This is a genomic window from Anaerosalibacter sp. Marseille-P3206 (genome assembly GCF_900155565.1).
In the GTDB taxonomy this organism is placed as follows: Bacteria; Bacillota; Clostridia; order Tissierellales; family Sporanaerobacteraceae; genus FUHM01.
Genome location: NZ_FUHM01000002.1, coordinates 1,577,507 through 1,599,071 on the forward strand (window position 1 = coordinate 1,577,507; position 21,565 = coordinate 1,599,071).

Genomic DNA, 21,565 nt, shown 5'->3' on the forward strand with positions numbered 1-21,565 from the left:
ATGAAGAATAGACTTTTAACATTGATGATTATACTATTGATATTTTCAACCTCCTTTGCTTTTGGAGAAACTCTAGAAATTACAAGAGTCTCTCCAAAGGAGAAAGTTGTTAAGGGAACTATACAATCCATTGACTATAAAAGTAATTCAATAACTATAATAGATTTTGACGATAGAACTTATATCGTGAATATACAAGACAAAACTATTATAGAAATAGAAGGAATAGAAGTAGATTTAAAAGAGTTATACTTTGGACAAGAAGTAACAGTAAATTTAAAAGGAAACAACGCACAAAAGATAGTAGGCAATACTGAAGAAGATCCAGATAGGGATGGATACATCATTCCGGGCACTAGATTTAGATTTGGAGAAGTATTATTTGCTAAGGAAAACGAAATAGAGATAAAGACTTCCAAAGGTAGAGAAAAATACAAAATCACCTCTTCCACAGAAGTAATTAAAAACGGAGAAAGAGCTAAACTATTTCAAATAAAAGAAGGGGACAAAGTAATGCTCACCTTCGATGATATATATTCCAGTGACATATCTACTATTAAAGTAGAAGACGAAGAAAGACATATAGAAGGAATACTCAAAGGAAAAATAGAATTAGTAGACGAAAGAAACAAAGACATTCTCCTAAAAGATGTATCTGTATATGAAGGTGGTAAGTGGAAACCTCATAGTGGGTACAATGTAAAGTTAAAAGTTAATAGTAGCAAACTCTATGAAGGTGGAGAAACGATAAATCTAAAAACCCTCAAAAATAGGAAAAATGAAGAAGCATATATAGCCTTTGATGGAGGCTTTGGCACTATGAATGTATCCAAGCTTCTTCTAAAAGGTGGTTCATCTGTAGCCTATAAGGACAAGGTGTCTAATGTAGAATATGGTACAGGAAAGATGGTAGTGGATAACAATGCACTTTACTTCCATCCGGGAACTATAGTTATAAAAGACAAAAGACTTGTGGATCCACTTAATATAGATAAAAATCAAGATATATATGTATACAGTGACTACAAATTAGGACAGAGAAATGCAAGCTTTGTCTCCATAGAAGGCACAGGAATATTAGATGACAGAATAGATGGAACAAAGATATTAGTATATAGAGGAAAAATAGAAGACATATATGATTATGGTATCAAAATAGGCAGAATCAATTATAGACTAGACCATTTACTTCTTACAGACAACAAGTGGGTAGAAAAGAAGAATTCAGAGAAATTTATCCTAACAGAAGATACCCTAATATATGACAGTCAACTTAAAAAAGTCATACCATCAGGCTCTTTTGTATCTTCAAGATACATTAACTACAAGGACATAAAGGACAAGGACATAAGAGAAAGAGTCAAAAATGACTTCTACAAAAATAAAACTGCCTACTTTGTAGTTAAGGAAACTGGTAATGAAAGTGAAGTATTGGCCCTAAACATGACTCCACAACAAAAGGAGTATAGGCAAAATGTTACAACCTATTACAGTACCATAGGAGAAATAAAGACTAAAGACTTAGACAACAACACCATCACCCTAACTAAGACCAAAAATTATAACACATTAAATAACAGATGGGAAAACGCAGGAGATGAAACTATAGACTTAAACAGCTGTGTCATATTACTAAATGACCAACCACTATCAAAGGACGAACTATACAGACTAAGAGACAAGCAAAATGTATATATAATAAAGAACAAAAAATCTTCTATAGATGAAGGCTATGTATTAATAGTAGAAGACTAAGGACGGCTATTGCCGTCCAATTATAAATTGTGAATTGTAAATTGTAAATTGTAAATTATAGGCGACCTTTGGTTGCTAGGTTCATTAATTTAAAATTCAAAAATTTTGCGAAGCAAACAAGCGTCCCCATTTCTTAATTCAATCAAAGAGGTGAAACACATGAAAAAAACAATTTCGTTATTTTTAATTTTATCTATATTACTAATCCCAATATCCAGCTTAGCTGTCAACATCCCCGGCTATGAAGGTGGAATACAAAACGAAAATCTATACAAAGAAGTAATATTCATCACAGGAGAACCCATAGTAGTAGAAGGAACTTTAGACATCAAAACAAAAGAAAAAGATGACACAATAACAGAACAATATACCTACAAGCTAACAAATATAAAAAAAGATGTAGAAGTGAAAAGATCCATTAGGCTAATAGAAAAGTTAGAGAAAAAAGGAAATCAAATCACTTCAAGAAGAGAATTAGACAAATACAAAGAAACTATAACAATAGGAAAGAAAAAATACGAAGTAAAAGATGACAACTATCAATGGAATCAAGGATCAGTAACACACAATGCACCATTGGTAGGCTATTATGCAGGGGACTGGTCTGCAAGAAAGACTTATATAGTAGACAAGGGAGAAGAAACAGTTACAGTTCAAACTATAGGAAACCTAGTAGGATACCAAAGCCCCTGGTCCTCTACAGAAACTCAAGGCCTTCAGTATACAATTAACTATGAAGACAAGCTAAATGCAAAAAACAATTGGGAAGGAACAGCTACAGTAGAATCCTCCCACAACATGACCAAAGACTATGAATATGAAGACAATATTCCAAATCAAATAAGCTTCAAAGGTGGATTTCTTCTAACAGAAAAACAGGAAAATGTTCTAAAATACAATTATGATTTACCTAGATTCAAGGTAGGAAAATTGTCCAAAGGAAGAGACGTTGGAAAGGATAGTTTCACCATAGACACAAATCCAATCATAACACGTCTCAACATACCAGCAGTAAGGGATGTACGAGGGTTTCCAAGTGAAATGGACATCTTTCTACTAGCTAGTATGGAAGCACTACCTCTTGAAAGTACTAACTTAGGACCAGATTCACCTATGAGTAGGGGAGACTTTGCAAGGGCCATAGCTCAGTCTATGGATATGGAGATATACAAAGAAGTAGAACCTAAAAAGAATAAACGAAAGAAAAATGTAGAAGAAGTATTGCCTTCTTATATAGATGTAGGAAAGAACCATAGAAACTATAACTATATTGAAACGGTGACTAGGGAACACATCATGGAAGGAATAGGCAAAGGTAAATTTGAACCTGATAGTCCTCTTACAAGATGCGAAGCTACAACTATACTCATAAGAATTTTAGGATTTCAAAACTTAGCACCTATTAAAAACTATTCAACTGGGTATAAAGACAATGATGCTATTCCTGCTTGGGCAAAAGATCATATCTATATGGCAAAGGAGCTAGGTATCATAGATAAAAGCGACTACTTCTATCCAAATAGATATATAACCAAGGCAGAATCATCAGAACTAATAGTAAACTTTATCAACTATCTTCAAGAAAATTTGAGATATGACTACAGAGAAAACATATTGAATTAGACGGCAAAGCCGTCTAATTCAAAATTTTAAATTGTGAATTACGAATTGTGAATTAAAAAATGTAGGGGCGACCTTTGGTCGCCTAATTTACAATTTAAAATTCACAATTTTCGCGAAGCGAACAAGGAGGTTAAAAATGAAAAAAAGAAACGTTTATAAGATAGTTTTGGTATTTGCCCTAATAATATCTACAGTATTCTCTGTACCAGCTGTTTCAGTAGCTGAAACAGGCGTACAAGATGAGTATTCCTTAGGATATTTTCATCAAATAATGAAACTAATAGAAGAAAACTATGTCTATGATGTAAATCAAGATGAACTACTAGAAGGAGCTCTTCAAGGACTATTCTACAATCTAGACGAACACAGTGAGTATTATACAAAAGATGAATTAGATACACTCATGAAAGACATTGATGGAAACTTCGTAGGAGTGGGCGTAGTCATATCACAAGAACCTAATGGAGACATAGAAGTAGTAACTCCCCTAGAAGGAAGTCCAGCAGAAAAAGTAGGTATGAAATCAGGAGACAAAATAATATCTATTGATGGAAAATCCATCAAGGGACTAACCACTGATGAAGTAGTACAACTTATCTCTGGAGAAATAGGAACAAAAGTGAAAATAGGAGTACAAAGAAGCAGAAATAAAACACCTATTTATTTAACCATTACTAGAGACGAAATCAAAATAAACCCTATAAGTCATAAGATACTAAAAGGCGACATAGGATATATTAATATTTCTCAATTCAATGACAATACCTATGAAAATCTACTTCCAGTATTAAAGAAATTTGACAAAGCAGGTATTTCAGATATAATAATAGACTTGAGGGATAATCCGGGAGGATTGTTAGATGAAGTAGTTAAGGTTTCAAGAAAGTTTATCCCAAAGGGACCGATAGTTCATATCAAACACAGGGGAAAAATAGAAGAAACATATTATTCATATTTGCCAAAAACAAAATATAAACTAGCAGTATTAGTAAATGAAAACTCAGCTAGTGCCTCAGAAATATTCGCTGGAGCAGTACAAGATACAAAAGTTGGGACAATCATAGGGGTTACCTCTTATGGAAAAGGCACAGTACAACAAATACGGCCTCTTCCTAATGGAGACGGTATGAAACTAACTATAGCTGAATACCTAACACCAAAAAAGCGAAGTATCAATGGCAAAGGAGTAGTCCCAGATATAGAAGTAAAGGAAAATCCATTAGACCTAACAAAAGATATACAACTAGAAAAGGCAATAGAAATTGTAACACAACTGTAATGGTAATTCAGATTTATTTAATATATAATGAATATATAGAGAGAGGAATGAATTTCTCTCTCTATGTTACAATCTGATTACAATAGCATGAATCTTATTGACCTAAAAATCAGATGATGCTATAATACTTTATAGAATGCAAATCTTTCCAATGTTTTGCAATCTGTAAAGTATAAAAAATTTAAAAAACCAAAATATCAAAGGAGGTCTTTGAAAAATGAAAAGAACACTTTCATTACTATTAGTACTAGCAATGGTACTATCTAGCTTTGGATTTGCTTTCGCAGAAGAAGCTAAGGAAGCAACTCCAGCAGAAATCCTAAATGACTTAGGAATTCTTAAAGGAAACGCAGAAGGCGACTTAATGTTAGACAAAAATTTAAAGAGACAAGACATGGTAGTTATGCTTAGCCGTCTACTAGGAGTAGAAGACGAAGCAAAAGCTTTTGAAGGAGAAGTATCCTTCACAGACGTAGCAGACTCATTCTATGTGCCATACATAGCATGGGCAGAAGCTAAAGAATTAACAAATGGTGTTGGCGACAACAAATTTGGATTTGATAGGGAAGTTAAAGAAAACGAAGTTGTAGCTTTCTTATTAAGAGCATTAGGCTATGGCGAAGTTAAATGGGAAGAAGTTCCTGCAAAAGCTGTAGAACTTAAATTAGTTGAAAAAGACGCTGATCTTACAAAAGACGCAACAAGAGCAAGATTAGCAGAACTTACTCTAACAGCTCTTAAGACTAAGATGAAAGACAGCGACAAGACTTTAGCTGAACATCTAGAATTAAAATTACCTCAACCAGCAGTTCTAGAAGTTAAAGAAGTTAGAGCTGACAACTTAAAAGAAATCAAAGTTGTATTCAACAAAGCTGTTGATAGAGACAATGTAGAAGATAGAGATATCTATACTACAAATGCAGGTTCAGTTAAAGACGTTCAATTAGTAGATGATAGTATTGTTATCTTAACACTAGAAGGTAATATGACAAACAAAAAAGAATACAAACTTACTATTAGAGGACTAAAAGACGCAAAAGAATTAAACAAAGACTATAAATTTAAAGCTTATGACAACACTGTTCCAGAAGTAGAAGAAGTAGCAGGATTAGGAACAAAAGCTATTAAAGTTCTTATGTCAGAACCAGTTAAGAGTGCTAAATCATCAAACTTCAAGATTGATGGAAAATCATACTATGGATCAGTAAGTACTACAGGAAGAGAAATCGTCCTTAAACCTTACGGTTCAGATTTTTCAGTAGGAGATCACAAGCTAGTAGTTAAGTCATTAGAAGACTATGCTGGATTCAAATCAGTAGAAAAAGAACTTGAATTCACAATAGTAGAAGACAAAGAAGCTCCAACAGTAGTAGATGTAAAAGGTACTCTTGAAAGAGTAATTGTTACATTTAGCGAAGATGTAGATGATGCTACAGTTTCAAAAGATAGTCTATACTGGGGTGGCGCTAAATCCAATAAGGCTGACAAGGCAGTTAGACTTTCAGGGAATAGATATGCATTTGAATTCTCAGGAACTAAGACATTACCAACATATGAAACAACAATAACTGTAAAAGAAATAAAAGACTATTCAGGTAACGAAATGAAAGCACAAGATGTAGCTTTCAAAGCTGAAATAGATCAAACAAGACCAGAAGTACTAGAAGTAGAAGTAGATGTAAATGAAATAGAAGTTAAATTCAACAAGAGAATAAACAAAGAAGATGCTACTGATAAGAGAAACTATGTAATAAAAGATGAAGATGGTAAGAAAGTAAGCATTAAATCATTAGACCTTAGTGCTGATGGAAGAACAGTTACAATTGTTTTATATAGTAACTTAAAAGAAAGCAAAGATTATACATTAGAAATAACAGGTATTAGAGATAATACAAAATTAGCTAACACAATTTTACCATACAAAGAAACAATAACAGCTGGTAATTATAAGAGACCAGTAGTTAACGCAGTAACAGTAAATCCTGAAAAGGAAACTATTCACATACTATTCAATAAGAAAATGGATGTAGAAACTATTGCAAATCCAGCTAACTATATGTTAGTTCACAAAGATGGAACAAGATATGCAGTAGATGATCTAGGTGGCAATGTAAATGTTATTCAAGATGGAAAAGCTGTTATACTTGAATTAGAAGGATGTAAAATCAATAAAGTTAAAATTAAAAACTTGACATTTGGTAAGGGTAAAGATATCGTAGGAGTTATCCTATCAGGTTTAATACAAGACACATCTGAAAATAGAGTACAAAAATATGGTGAAGTAATTGATTTCACTGAAGGAATAGTTACAGCTGAAGCAGAAGCTACAGATAAGAGAACTATAGAATTAGAATTCTCACATCCAATAACTGCAGCTAAAGCAAGCGATTTTGATTATAAAGGATTTGAAATAGACAGAGTTGTTGTTAATGGAACAAAAGATGTAGTTATTGAAACAACAAAAGACTTAGATCCAGCACTTACTGGTGTAACACTAGCAATAGCTGATGGAAATAAAATTGAAACTGTTTTAGATGTTAAGGTAGGAAAACAAGCTATAAAAGTAGCTGATGGAATAGCACCAACATTAAAAGAAGCTGAAGGAACAATAAATAAATCAGCAACAAAACTTACACTTGTATTAACATTTGATGAAGAATTAAGCAAAGACTATGAAGGATTAATCAAGAGAGACTTGACTATTAAGAGATCATCAGATGGAAAATCTGTAGATATGAGTAAAGCTGACGTTGTATCAACTGTAAGTGGAAAAACTGTTACAATAGTAACAGAACAACATGTTGAAAAAGGAACAGCTTATGAAATAGAAATAACTAGCCCAAGTGCTATAAGAGACATAGCTGGAAATAAAGCAAACAAAACTGACGGTGCAGTAGTAGCTGAAGAGATTAAAGAAGTAGAAGATGAAGTTAAACCAGTTGACAAAACTGAACTAGTTAATGCTATAGCAAATGCAGTTAAAGTTGTAGCAGACAAAGAAAAATACACAGAAAAATCTTATAAAGAATTTGAAGCAGCTTTAAAGAAAGCTGAAGAAGTAAAAGCTAACGAAAAAGCTACTAAAGAAGAAGTTGAAGCAGCTGCTAAAGCTTTAGAAGAAGCTATAGCTGGATTAAAGACAGTTGAAGAACCAGCAGAACTAACAGCAAAACTTGAAGTAGTTGAAATAACAGCTATAAGAAAATTTGTAGTAAAGGTAAAATTAAGTGATGAAACTAAAAACGATAAAGTTGAAAAATTTGTTATCGATGATAATGACTATACAGTAGCTGGTATTAAAGATGGCTATGTAGTATCAAATGGTACTTTTGATAAGGCTCCAGTAAAAGTACAAGTGGTAGTTGAAGGACAACCAATTCTTGCTCAACAATAGAATGTTATTGTAAGAATAAAAAACTCAACTTGTTCTCAATATGGGAACAAGTTGAGTATTAAAAAAATGAAGGAGGGTTTTCGTAGATGAAAAACAAGAGAACAGCGTCACTTTTATTGGTTATGGTTCTAATATTGTCAACATTTTCAAGTGTATTTGCTGCAGAACTTGATTTAAAGAATACTCAAACTAATAAAGAGTACTCTCTATTAGATTGGTTTGAAGATCCCATGGTGCTATTAGATTTAAATGATAATCCACAAAACTATGTAATTGAAGTGGGAGAAAAAACATACAATTTATCCGAAATAACTGAAAAAATGCAAGCAGACAAGGATCTAACTTTAGAAGAAGCAGTTAAAGATTTAACTCCAGTAGATGAAAAACCAGTTGAAGATGAATTAAAAGTTGTAGAGATAAGTGCTATTAATGCAACAGAAATAAGAGTAAAATTTTCAAATGGTGATGTTGAAAATTTTACTGTAAAAGAGTTAACTGAAGGTGAAAACACTGTTGAATTTGAATACAAAGGTCAAAAGTTCACAGAAAAAGTTAACTTTGCAGCGCCAGTAGAACCTGTAGAAAAAGCTGAAGTTGAAAGTGTTGAATTAGTTAACTACAGACAAATGAAAGTTACATTCAATAGAGTAGTAAACGAAACATCAGCTACAGACCCTGCAAACTACTACTTTGAATTAGTAGATGGTTTAGCTGGAAAATTAGGGGTAGCAGGAGATGTAACTAAAAACAACACTTTAGCAGATATTGATACAACTAATACTGGTTGGTGGGGAACTGCAGCTGCTAGAACAAACATTACAGCATCAAGAGAAGCTGATAAAACAGTAGTAACAATCAACCTACCAGAAGATGCTAGATTTGATAACGGATTAACAATTAAAGACATGGTTACTAGTGGAACAACAGAAAAAGTACTAAGAGAAGGTGTAAGCTTTAAATTTGCTGTAAGAGATGTAAAAGATGCAAGTGGTAAAAAATCCATTGATACAGCAGTAGAAGAAATAATAGTTAAAGATAATGTAAAACCAGAATTGAAGGCAGTTTCAATATTACATGCAGATACTACTGTAACTAAAGATGTAGATTTAAGCAAAACAGTAGATGTAAAAGTTGATGATAAGATAGTATTAGAATTTAGTGAGCCACTAGAAGCTCATAATACTGTAGGTAAAGAAGTTAAAGTTTATAGAGATGGTAAAGAATTAAATACAACTACAAATACAGTTGGAGCAAATGCTATTGCAATAGAAAAAGTTGCAACTACAACATATGATGATGCAAAATTAGCTACAATAGACCTTGGTTCAACTAATGGATTCCTTGAAGGTTTAACACCAACAAAAGGTGATACTTTTGTAGTAGCATTAACAGGGATCAGAGACTTAGCAGGAAACATAATTCAAGAAGCTATATCATTTAACATCAAAGTTGTAGAAGACGAAACAACACCTCCAACAACACCTGATACAGTAAAAATCTTAGGAGTAGAACAAGTATTAGATAATGTATTGAGAATTGAAGGAAATAAGGCAGCAGCAGAAGCAACACTTGGAGCAGTAAATGTAGTAATTAAAGAAGCAGCTATGGACAAAACTGATGTAGTAGTAGAATTTGATGGAACAACAAATAAATTAACATTTGCACAAAATCCAGATGACGGAAAATACTATGCATATGTTGCATTCCCAGCAAAATATAAGGCAACAACTGCAGCAGAGGGAGTTGACTTTAAAGGTGGATTCTATCTAAACAAAACAGTAGTAGTAGAATCAAAAGCAACTACACCAGAGTTTGAAACATGTACAGAAGAAAATATGCATATAGAAATTGACAGACAAGCACCAACACTTAATACAGATCAAATAGATATAGAATATGCAGATGCAAGTTCTACAGACTTAAAATTAAGAATAGGCTTTACAGATGTTAATCCAGAAAACTGGGTAACAGATTCAACTGTAAAAGCAATCCAGGAAAAAATATTTACAAACAATGCTAAAGACTATATTACATCCGTAGTTGATGGCATTAGAGTAAAAGTAGAATATGTAAATGATAACGAAGATAAAGTTAACAGATATGTAGATATAGATTATGTAGCTGCAGCTGCAGCTGGTAAAGCTCACATAGATGGAACTACTAATGAATTAGTAATCGACTTAAAAGGCACAAATCTATTAGTCGATAAAACTAATACTGAATTAACTAATTTACAACAACTTAAATCAGGAGCAACATTCGAAGTAAGTTTACCAAAAGGAGTAGCATCAGATGATTATCTTGGAAAAGATACTGGTTTAACAGTACAAACAGGTACAACAGCTGCTACTGCAATATTCCTAGATGAATCAGGAAGAGCTAATACTACTGGAACTGATGAACATGGATATACATCTGTTGCAGCTAATGTAACAATAATAATTGGAGAAGATAAAACTGCTCCTACTGGAAAAGAAAACAAAGTTCCACAAACTTCAAAGAAATTAATTGCATATGATAGAAATACTGATGAATTAGTAATCCTAGTAACTGGATTACCAACTAAAGATTCAGTAGAAGACCTAGACAACTATGTACTAAATGGTAAAACACTTACAGAACGTGAAGTAACAAAAGCAGATGTATTATTTGCAGATGCAAAAGATGAAGATGTATTACTAGTATCTGGTTTGGCGACTATTAGTGCAGCTACAAGTGCAGGATATCAAACAGCTGATAAATACAAAGTTATCAGAATCAAATTGCCAGAAGGTTCAATAAAGAAAGATGGACCAGCTGACTTAACAGTAAGAGGATTAAGACATATAGAAGAAGGAATGATGGCTGAAGTATCAGTAGTAGTAGAAGGTCTAAAAGACAATACTGCTCCTGAATATGTATCTGGCAAGATAGAAGGAAGTAACAAATTACTATTAAAATTTGACGAACCAGTAGTTTTAGTTGAAGATGCACTTCCAACATCAGCTATTAGAAACTTCAAAGTTAAAATAAACGGAGAATTAGTAAGCATATTGTCAGTAAATGCTAACGGTTCTAATATCTTAGAAATAGAAATAGCAAATGATAATACAATAATTAACAAGGCAGAAATAGAAATAGTAATGAATAACAATGGTAAAATGGAAATAGCTGATGAAGCTGGTAACGAACTAAAAGTTACAGAAACACCAATAGTTATAGTAAAATAATTAAATGATCACTAAAAGAAGTGGGGGAGTTTTTCCTCCACTTTTTTAATATATTAGCATATACCCTAGGGATTTAATCCTTGGGGGTTTTGTTATATGATGGAGGTAGGGGGATGGGGCGTAGGGATAATAATTCGTGGGAGAAACCCAATGAGTTATTTGCAATATTACGCTGTACTAATAAGAAGTATGCTAAAAGGTTTGTAGATTTAGGCTCTATAAAATTTAACACTCCTAAATCTTGGGTCGAAGAAGAAAAAGGGAAGGGAAAAGGAGATATACTTGAAGGTGTGTTTGCTGCATGTGATATGTTAGATGCGCAAAGGTACCGGGTACCACCCGACTTTTGTCGAAACTTGCTGATAATAAAGAGAGACTCAAATGGACAAAGGAACAATCCTAAGTCCTAGGGTCTCTCTTTTATGAATAGAAAAAGCCACACTAGCTTAGTTTACAGATGTAGTTATAGAATTCAAATTTCTTTTATTAGCTTGATGTCTTTTTTAAAGATATGTATATTGTCTTAGCTTCGTCAAATAGTACAGCTACATTATTTGCTAAGGACTTATCATAGCATGGGAATAAGCTCAGGGGAGTAATCCTCCCCCTCGCAAAGGTACCCGGTATCTCCCGACTTTTGTCGAAACTTGCTAATAAGGTAAAGAAGGGCTCTAGCAAGGGTACTGTAAAGTAACATACCCTCAGGGATTTAATCCTTGGGGGTTTTGTTATATAATGGGGGTAAAAGGGGGAGGGGGAAGATGAAAAGGTTAAATTTAAAATACATAATATTTGGTCTGACTTTTATAATTATAGTTAGTATTTTTCCGCTTATAATAGATAGATTGATAATAGGAAATACTGTGTATTCTAATATAAGCAATTCAGACTGGGTATCATTTTTAGGCAGTTATATAGGAGCCATACTAGGTGGGATATTTACTTTTATAGGTGTTAAAATAACTTTATATAATGGCATTGAAAAGAAAAAGCAGAGAGATATGTTAGTATTGCAATTAAAGTTAACTTATAATGATATTAATCGGTTTGCTAATTCTGATCCTGAAATTAAATATCCAATACAGCAGTTTCTAGTAGATAAAAGTTGGCCAGATAGATTGGCAGCAATTCATAGTAATATAAGTGAGGAAGATTTTTGAAATATTTATATGTGGTTTACAGCTTTGGAATTTTTGAAAACCCACCAAGATGAAAATGGATTAGTTAAAGCATCTATTATTAAAAGATCTTTTGGAGGTATTCTTGATGATGTGCCTAAAATGATTAAAAGGCTAGAAAAATCAAGAATATAGATTTTTTAAAGAATAGAATGTGAACTATAAAGGTTTCAAATTTTATCGCAAAGAAAAAGGACTATACTTTGATTAGAGGGGGATGGGAACATGGAGCAAGACTTTTTAACACTTGATAATGTTGGAAATTTTACATTTCAATTATTTGCTGTTGTGGCTGCTACAGAATTTACGAAAAGATCAATAAATAAGATATGTAAATTAAAGCATAAGGATAATAAGTTTGAAACTGAATTTATAGTTTTTGGATATTCACTAATTCTATCGCTCATAAAAACTCTATCTGATAGTGAAGTGTTATGGAGCAATTTTCGTGATGGATTAATAAATATTCTCTTAATATTAATGAATGCTCTTATTATTAGTTACCTTTCAACAGCAAGTTATAGCAAAATTTTAGAAAATAATAAAAAGCCACAATCGGAATCTTCAGTGGATAATTAGCAATTTCAAGAGAGTAAACTTCTCCAGTAAAAATACTACATCTGAAATTTTTGGAATGAACAAAATGAGAGACCCAAATGGACAAGGGAGCAATCCTAAGTTCTAGGGCCTCTTTTTTTTATACAGTAAAAAGCCACACTGGTTAAGTCTTCAGTATGGCAGTTTATACTAAAATTCATAATCTGTATATTTACCTTCATCTAAATCTACAAGCATAATTGAAATTTTAATATTTAAATGTATGGGAGGATAGTTTATCATATAATTAAAAATCTTTTCATCATTAACTGCAATAGTAAATTTGGTAATAGGGGTTTTGTTATATACAGCTAATCTACCATAGAGTCTGGTAGCAACATCTTTTGCTCTAAATTCCTCTCTAAAATTTTTATCATCATCGCAAAGGTACCCGGTATCTTTGAGAGGGGGAGGGCTTTTCTCCCCTGAGCTTGCTGGGCACTAATTAAGTGGCTTAGATTCTAGATAAACCGAATCTACGCATAAGTCAATTCTGTTATTCCAATGGATACTAGAATCTATATTTTCATCTATATCCCATGCAATGTTTCCATACTCATCTAGAAATACTTTCTTAAACTTAGCTCTGTCCTTTAAAACCTCAAACACCCCAAACAGCATATCATTCATATCATAAGCCCTTATTTCACCATTATCAAAATGAATAGTCAAAGAATAATCTTCATTTGGTATGACCTTTTCTATTGTTCTTGGTCCTGTTGCAAAATATTCTTTTACTTTCTTTGGCATTTCAACAGTTTTCATATGGAACACCTCCTTCTACTTTATAGGATCTATCGGGAATAATTCCTTTTGCTGTTGTGCTAAATACCACACTTCTCTAAGTTCTTCCTGATGCAGTGCAGCCCATCCATAAATCATTTTTAACTGCTTATTCGGCATTGTGCCATTCATTATCTCTATTTCTTCAATAGACACGCTACACATATACTCTCCATACTCTGCATGAAAATGTGATGGTAAGTGGTCTCTATAATTAACAAATATTTTTATTCCCCTAAACATACTTATAGTAGGCATTTTTTCTATTCACCCTTTTAGTCTTATTACTATAATTATACCATTAATTTAGCACCTTATTCAATATAAAAAACTATACAAATTTTTGAGTCAATAATCAGGCACCAAATTCTAGTTTTGTGTAATAAAAAAAGACCCTAGGACTTAAGGTTTCCCTTGTCCATGTGGGTCTCTCTTTATTATCAGCAGGTTTCGACAAAAGTCGGGAGATACCCGGTACCTTTGCGAGGGGGAAGGCTTTTCTCCCCTGAGCTTGCTATGAGTAAATAAAGTATTTTTCTTTATAAAATTAAACCACAGAGATTTTCTCTGTGGTTTAATTTTAGCGGATTTCCAATACTATCTTAGCATCATTAATATTAATATCCTTTAAATACTTCTCTATTTCAACATTATAATTAAATTCTCTATCTCTTTCTAAAACCTTATTTTCATATATTACTATCTTCTTTTTCCCTGATTCTATATATAGATTAAGAGTTCCTTCTTCTTTCATATTGATATTTATATCTACTGACTTTATCTCTCCATTATAGCTGTTTGAATAGGAGCTAGCATTATTAATTTTACTTTGTTTAATGAAGGTAAGTGGAAAATCTTTTACTTTTATTTGATACTCTCCATCTTTTGCAGGGTTATTGTTTAAATCTAGCCCATTCCAGTATATTGTATTTATGCCTTCTTGACCCAATATACCTTTTTCCTTATGAACTATTTCTCCTGTAATATTAGCAATCTCTACATCATAGATCCCTTTACCTTTAAACTTTATGTCAAATTGTACTCCTTCTAAGACTTCTGTGTTTAATATTTCTTGAATAATATCTCTCGTGTCTATTTCTACTGCTACCATTTCTCCTAGCCCATCCATAGTAAATGGTTGAATATATCTGATAATCCTTCCAGGACTATCAATAGAGCCTATATATTCATTATTATAAAAGTTTAATATTACCCTTTTGTTTTCATCTAACAATCTATATCCTGATACGCCTTCTATTTTATCAAATGTAATTTTATATTTTGTTGGCGATATTGGTTCTCCTTTTAAATTTTCTATTTCAGGAATATAGTTTTCATTTACTAAGTCTGTAAATACATAGCCGCCTTCAATATTTGTTACATAGGCATCATAGCTTAAGTAAGCAAAACCATTGTTTCCCCATTCCTTGCCATAGGAGTTTATTATCTTAAAAGCTCCGTATCCTTCTGGAGTTTCTAAATTATCATCATAGCCAACAACTACTATTGCATGTCCATAATTAGCATAATTATCTGTTGTTATAATAGCATTACCTAAGTGATCTATCATAGGATAATTAAATTTAAATCCTACTTTTATTCCTGCAACCATCAAGTCACCTGTATTCAGGTATTCTTTTGTCTTTTGAATTATATAGTCTTTCGAATCATTCTTTGTATAAAGTATTCTCCAATCTCTAATCCTATGAGGATATGCTGCTTGGATTGCTTCGCCATTAGGTTGAGTCCAATAATCTCCTTCTATATAAGGGAAGTATGACAATGGACTGGCACCAATTCTCATCAATAAATTTCCAGCATCATCTATAAATGCACCACCATCTGTTCCTTCATTTATTTGATTGTAGATAAAAGCGGGGCTGAATACTCTTGAAGGATTGGCATAATCTCCATCTTTAATCTTCCATTTTAAATCCATCCCTTGTTGATAAGTTCTTAGATAATATCCTGTTGACCATCCTACACAGGAGTTTTCGTGTTGTCTACCTACTGGTGGTAAATAAGGGCTAGAAGAATAATCTAATTGTGAGGGTAGATTGTAACTATATATACCCATTTGTTTAAGTTTTCTAGGCAATATTTCTCCTATATCATCATCTTTTTCTTCTCTAGTGATTTTAAGTCCTGTTGGCATTAATTCTATAGGTTCTGTATCTATAAGTACATCATCTTCTATAAACCTTCTATAATACATTCCATCTAATTCTGTAAATAGTTCCTTTGTTCCATCAAAATTTATTCTTTCGTCTAATATTACTTCACCATCCTCTAATAGCTTATCTGCATTGACTATATTGGTAGGATAGATAAGTAAAAGTATGAGTAAAAATATAGATAACTTTTTCATTTGCATACCTCCAAATACTGTTATTATAAATATTATAACATAATTTTTATTACATCAATATATTGTTATGTACAATAAAAAGGAACTCCTTTGGATTTAATTCCATTGGAGTCCTTTTTATTAACAGGGTTCGATTAAAGGCTAGTGATGACTGATACCTTTATAATGAGTGTACTTTATCTCCATGAATTTGGTATAGTAAATTTCATTTTTACACCTTTTTTTAGTTCTTTCCCAGTTGTAGATTTTATATTTTCAATGTATAGATAATAAGCTCCACTATCATAGATTTTAAAAGGTCGGATGCTTATTGTTGTTTCATTCTCAAAATATAAGATTGTGTTATGAATAATATTCCCTTGACTATCTTTGATATAAATATTTCTACTGTCTAAATCAGATCCATCTATTGGATAGTTAAATCGGATCTTCCATTCTTTATTAGAAGGAACATTTGTTTTTTCTTTCCATTCAATGTACTCAACTTCAGTAGGTTCTGGTTCAGGCTTTGGTTCAGTCACAGTTACCTTACAAGTAGCTGTCTTACTACCATCTTCAGTTGTGACAGTAATTGTAGCTGTTCCTGCAGCTATAGCGGTTACTTTTCCAGATCCATCTACAGTAGCTACTTTTACATCACTGCTTGACCAATTTACCTTTTTATTAGTTGCATTTTCTGGATTTACAGTTGCTGTTAAAGTTTCAGTTTTGCCTATTTCTAAATTCAAAGTACTTTTATCTAGTGATACTGATTCTACTAAAATTTTTGGTTCAGTCACCGTTACCTCACAAGTAGCTGTCTTAATCCCATCTTCTGTTGTAACAGTAATTGTAGCTGTTCCTGCAGCTATAGCGGTTACTTTCCCAGATTCATCTACTGTAGCTACTTTTACATCACTGCTTGACCAAGTTACCTTTTTGTTGGTTACATCTGATGGACTTACAGTTGCTATTAATGTTTCAGTTTTGTTTATCTCTAAGTCTAGTGTTTCTTTATCTAGTGATACTGATTCTACTTTAACTACAGTAGGCTTTGGTTCGGGTACCGTTACCTCACAAATAGCTGTCTTACTGCCATCTTCAGTAGTGACAGTAATTGTAACTGTTCCTGCGGCTATAGCGGTTACTTTTCCAGATCCATCTACAGTAGCTACTTTTTCATCACTGCTTGACCAATTTACCTTTTTGTTGGTTGCATTTTCTGGATTTACAGTTGCTGTTAATGTTTCAATTTTACCTATTTCTAAATCTAAAGTACTTTTATCTAGTGATACTGATTCTACCTTAACTTCAGTAGGTTCAGGTACTGGTTCAGGTTTAGGATCTGGTATTGGCTCAGGCTTTGCTTCAGGTACTGTTACCTCACAAGTAGCTGTCTTACTACCATCTTTTGTTGTGACAGTAATTGTAGCTGTTCCTACAGCTATAGCGGTTACTGTTCCTGATTCATCTACAGTAGCTACTTTTTCATCACTGCTTGACCAATTTACCTTTTTATTAGTTGCATTTTCTGGATTTACAGTTGCTGTTAAAGTTTCAGTTTTGCCTATTTCTAAATTCAAAGTACTTTTATCTAGTGATACTGATTCTACTAAAATTTTTGGTTCAGTCACCGTTACCTCACAAGTAGCTGTCTTGCTTCCATCTTCAGTTGTGACAGTAATTGTAGCTGTTCCTGCAGCTATAGCAGTTACTTTCCCATATTCATCTACAGTAGCTACTTCTTGATTACTGCTTGACCAAGTTATATTTTGGTTAGTTGCATCTGATGGATTTACAGTTGCTGTTAAATTTTCTGATTTGCCTATTTCTAAATTCAAAGTACTTTTATCTAGTGATACTGATTCTACTAAAATTTTTGGTTCAGTCACCGTTACCTCACAAGTAGTTGTCTTAATCCCATCTTCTGTTGTAACAGTAATTGTAGCTGTTCCTGCAGCTATAGCAGTTACTTTTCCAGATTCATCTACAGTAGCTACTTTTTCATCACTGCTTGACCAAGTTATATTTTGGTTAGTTGCATCTGATGGATTTACAGTTGCTGTTAAATTTTCTGATTTGCCTATTTCTAAATTCAAAGTACTTTTATCTAGTGATACTGATTCTACTGAAACAGTTTCACTATTTTTTGTAAAAGCTTTTAGAGTTACATTGGTATTTGGAGAGTTTGCAGCCACATCCTTCCAATGCTCTCCATCAGAACTCTTGAAACTTTGACCGCTTCCTGCTGTAGCTTTACTACTATAGTTATTTTCTGGTTTTTCTAAAGGAATAGGATAATCTCCACCAGTAGCCTTAACAATAACTGCAAATGAACTGTTAGAAGCTATAGTTTTTGGCTCAAATGTAACAGTATGATAACCAGCAAATTCTACAATTCCATCGGCTACTTTTTCTCTAATATTTAAATCTTCACTAGTACTTATAAATACTTCATATTCATATCCATCTGATGGTACAAAAAAACTCACTCCCATTAATTTTTCATTTACTTCTCCTGTTTTAAAGACATTAGCAAACCATCCAGTATTAGTACCCACATAACCAGTAAAAGCAGTCATTCCTAATGGATCATATTGATATATATTGTCAAAATTGTCAGTATCCTCTGCAATATATACAGCATTTTTTGTCCCTATAAATGTATCATAATATGAGACATAAAAATATCCAGCTTGTCCCCAATCTTGACCCCAACTATTTTTTACTATAAAAGCCCCATTTCCAGCTGGTTTGAATTTAAAATTATCTTTGCTATAAGTATCATCCCATCCTACAATAGTTACAGCATGATTTGTTTCGCCACTAGAACCATTATAATAATAACTTTTGTTTTCGCTATAGTAATCTTCATCAGAACATATACTAGTTTGTACTGCCCCATAATTCGTTAAAGCATGCTTAATCAAATCATTATCTACCGCGTTTGCTCTATCAGGTATATACAATACATTAGTAAGGTGTTTTTGTATTGTAAGATTTGATGGTGAAGTATAATCACCTACTTTGTAAGGGTCATCTTTTTCCAATACTGGCCCATCCCATCTTGCTAAGTAAGCAGTTGACATACCTCGATTTCCACCACTTTTCCAATCAAAACCATGATTATTTTTCATATTATTTTCTGAAAAATCCCATTTTTTTTCTGGCATAAAATAAGATTCTAAAGTACCATAAGCAGCAAAAGCCCAACAAGCTCCTTCATCACCTTGATCTTTAACAGGTGTTACTTTATTTTTGTCTTCATCCCTTAAATCAAATTTTTCTGGATAAGGTTGAGAGTATTTTTGCCCAAATTTAATGGATTTGTTTCTTTCAATAATATAAGGTTCAGGAATGAGACCATTTTCCCTTTCATTCCAAAGGCTCCCTAGTTTATTCTTTTGTTTTATGTATTCTATAAATTCTGGATTCATAGGAGCCAAAGTGGGCGTTAATTCCCCTGCAAAAATAATATTGGGCATAAGCATACCCATAATCATAAGAACCGCTGATACTAATACTAGTATTTTACTTTTTATCTTCATGTCTTCCCTCCTTGTAATTTTATATAAATACTTTAATAAATGTTTGAAACTTACATCCCAATTATACCATAATTAACCACAGTTTTCACTGAAGTTACAAGTTTAGGAGAGAAAATCCTCCTCCGTAAAGGTACTCGCCCATTTGCTGCATAAATGATTTATAGTATAATGAATGTATGGGGCATTGTAGTAAATATGACTAATAAAAAACAAGGAGTGATTTGATGAAAATAAAAACAATAGTCATACTAAGTCTTATATTTATCTTATCAACAATGAGTCCAGTTTATGGGGATACATTTGATAAATCATTAAATGTACCACTAGACAAAGTATGGACCGTTAAATTTAACAAAAATATCGATCCAGCTTCTATTACTAGCGAAACTATCTATATCCAATCAGAGGACGGCAATAAGTTTAATATAAAATACTATTTTGAAGAACTAGAAAATATTAACCAAGTCAAACTTTTACATGAAGATAACTTATTTGAACCTCAAAAAAAATATACTATACACGTAAAAAATGTAAAAGGTATAAATAAGGAAAAATTGGCAGAGGAGTATACCAAAGAATTTATCACAAAAAGTATAGATTCTAGTACTAAAAGGATTAATTTAGATAAGCCTGGAATGGAGGAATGTTATAAAGTCAGAGTTCTTGGAACAATATTTCACCCTTTTTCCTATGACCCAGTGAATAGGGAACATTATACATATGTTGTAAGGGGACTTGCTAACATTGATGAAAGAGGAAACCTAAAGCCATATCCTGTACCAGAAAATATAGTTTTTACTAAAACTCTTGATATATATTCTTTAGTAGATACCAACAATTATCTAATAGAAAATCACCAGACTAATTTGACTATAGAAGATTTAAAACTGTACCAACAAACTATAATGGAATTTACTAAAGAAAAGCCATATTGGGTAGAGAAGGTATCATTTAAAAAACTACCCAAAAATCATGGAATTTTATTTTATGTCATACACAATTGTGACTATGATCCATCTATGATGTTGTTTGAGCAACAGCAGTTTCATTTTATGAATTCAGGCATGTATAAATTTACTCGTTTTTCAAGAGAAGAGGCAAATACACACCTACCATTAAATGAAATATTTAACAACGAACTCTTAGATGTGAAAGAATATCGTAAAATATATGAAAATCATGATATTAACAAATGCAATCATCGAGATAGCTTTGGCGATTTTTATAATGAAGTAAGAATTATAGAAAGAAATGATGATTTTATCTATTATAATTTAGTTAATGCTCCAAATCAAAATCAAGATGGGGGATATATGTATAATAGAAAAGATGGTACAAGTAAAAAGATATTAGATGGGTGGATTGATGCAATTGATGAAAAAAACATATATTATACTAAAGATCATATTATAAAGAAAAATAAAGAAGACGGTAGTGAAAGAATTCTATATTGTAAGCCTGAATCACCATGTTTAGAATATTTTGTTTCATTGTATTTACATGACGAATATATATATGCTTATAATCGGTTTAGTCCAGGGGAGATTTGGAGAATAAAAAATGATGGTACAAATCCTAAATTAATTGTTAAATCCCACCAATTACAAGATGGTTTTGCAGTATCAGAAGATGGCGTGTTTTATGCTTTAGACGATGGAATATATCAGGCAACATTGGATGGCGTATATAATAAAAAAATAGTTGATGGAGAATATATCGTTCTATACTGTGAAGATGGTTATTTATATTATAGAAAGGCTGAAGATTTCTATGATTATGATGAATATAGGATTAAAGTTTCAAGCAAATAATTCTTTTCAATAAAAAATATTCTATTGTAGCTTATCATCAA

General features: G+C 32.4%; 14 protein-coding genes. 9 read left to right on the forward strand and 5 right to left on the reverse strand.

The genetic code is table 11. The features are described from left to right. The 8 genes from BQ9840_RS08930 to BQ9840_RS12540 all read left to right on the forward strand — a co-directional run bounded on the left by BQ9840_RS08930 (position 1) and on the right by BQ9840_RS12540 (position 12,573). Entirely contained in the window at positions 1 to 1,755 is a 1,755-nt protein-coding gene (locus BQ9840_RS08930; protein ID WP_077369455.1) for a hypothetical protein, read from the forward strand. A gap of 159 nt (positions 1,756 to 1,914) precedes the next feature. After that, positions 1,915 to 3,378 carry an S-layer homology domain-containing protein gene (locus BQ9840_RS08935; RefSeq protein ID WP_077369456.1) on the forward strand — a complete coding sequence of 488 codons (1,464 nt, stop codon included), beginning with the start codon at positions 1,915 to 1,917 and terminating at the stop codon, positions 3,376 to 3,378. Between the two features lie 136 nt (positions 3,379 to 3,514). Continuing rightward, positions 3,515 to 4,657 carry a S41 family peptidase gene (locus BQ9840_RS08940; RefSeq protein WP_077369457.1) on the forward strand — a complete coding sequence of 381 codons (1,143 nt, stop codon included), beginning with the start codon at positions 3,515 to 3,517 and terminating at the stop codon, positions 4,655 to 4,657. A 217-nt stretch (positions 4,658 to 4,874) separates the two neighbouring features. Next, positions 4,875 to 8,051 (forward strand): Ig-like domain-containing protein, encoded by a 3,177-nt coding sequence (locus tag BQ9840_RS08945; RefSeq protein WP_077369458.1) that lies wholly within the window; start codon positions 4,875 to 4,877, stop codon positions 8,049 to 8,051. Positions 8,052 to 8,137: 86 nt separating this feature from the next. Then, positions 8,138 to 11,260, forward strand: coding sequence for a hypothetical protein (locus BQ9840_RS08950; RefSeq protein WP_077369459.1), 3,123 nt, complete (start codon positions 8,138 to 8,140; stop codon positions 11,258 to 11,260). Positions 11,261 to 11,373: 113 nt separating this feature from the next. Beyond that, positions 11,374 to 11,670 (forward strand): hypothetical protein, encoded by a 297-nt coding sequence (locus BQ9840_RS08955; protein ID WP_077369460.1) that lies wholly within the window; start codon positions 11,374 to 11,376, stop codon positions 11,668 to 11,670. 351 nt (positions 11,671 to 12,021) lie between these two features. Continuing rightward, the gene (locus BQ9840_RS08960; RefSeq protein ID WP_077369461.1) at positions 12,022 to 12,420 is read left to right on the forward strand and encodes a hypothetical protein; all 399 of its coding nucleotides are present in this window, start codon (positions 12,022 to 12,024) and stop codon (positions 12,418 to 12,420) included. A gap of 9 nt (positions 12,421 to 12,429) precedes the next feature. Next, positions 12,430 to 12,573, forward strand: a complete 144-nt coding sequence (locus tag BQ9840_RS12540) for a hypothetical protein (RefSeq protein WP_159436132.1) — start codon at positions 12,430 to 12,432, stop codon at positions 12,571 to 12,573. A 137-nt stretch (positions 12,574 to 12,710) separates the two neighbouring features. Here BQ9840_RS12540 and BQ9840_RS13110 read toward each other — a convergent pair whose 3' ends face one another. From BQ9840_RS13110 to BQ9840_RS08985, 5 genes are all read right to left on the reverse strand, one after another. Then, complete coding sequence (locus BQ9840_RS13110) at positions 12,711 to 12,845, reverse strand: HNH endonuclease (protein ID WP_143254327.1); 135 nt, start codon at positions 12,843 to 12,845, stop codon at positions 12,711 to 12,713. Positions 12,846 to 13,476: 631 nt separating this feature from the next. Beyond that, positions 13,477 to 13,800 carry a DUF2442 domain-containing protein gene (locus BQ9840_RS08970; RefSeq protein WP_077369463.1) on the reverse strand — a complete coding sequence of 108 codons (324 nt, stop codon included), beginning with the start codon at positions 13,798 to 13,800 and terminating at the stop codon, positions 13,477 to 13,479. Positions 13,801 to 13,815: 15 nt separating this feature from the next. Next, complete coding sequence (locus tag BQ9840_RS08975; RefSeq protein ID WP_077369464.1) at positions 13,816 to 14,076, reverse strand: DUF4160 domain-containing protein; 261 nt, start codon at positions 14,074 to 14,076, stop codon at positions 13,816 to 13,818. A gap of 322 nt (positions 14,077 to 14,398) precedes the next feature. After that, the gene (locus tag BQ9840_RS08980) at positions 14,399 to 16,186 is read right to left on the reverse strand and encodes a FlgD immunoglobulin-like domain containing protein (RefSeq protein WP_159436133.1); all 1,788 of its coding nucleotides are present in this window, start codon (positions 16,184 to 16,186) and stop codon (positions 14,399 to 14,401) included. 176 nt (positions 16,187 to 16,362) lie between these two features. Next, positions 16,363 to 19,713 carry an Ig-like domain-containing protein gene (locus tag BQ9840_RS08985; protein ID WP_077369466.1) on the reverse strand — a complete coding sequence of 1,117 codons (3,351 nt, stop codon included), beginning with the start codon at positions 19,711 to 19,713 and terminating at the stop codon, positions 16,363 to 16,365. Between the two features lie 224 nt (positions 19,714 to 19,937). Here BQ9840_RS08985 and BQ9840_RS08990 point away from each other — a divergent pair, with 224 nt between their 5' ends. Then, a complete protein-coding gene (locus BQ9840_RS08990; protein WP_077369467.1) occupies positions 19,938 to 21,524 on the forward strand; it encodes an Ig-like domain-containing protein in 1,587 nt (528 codons plus the stop codon). The last annotated feature ends 41 nt before the right edge of the window (positions 21,525 to 21,565 follow it).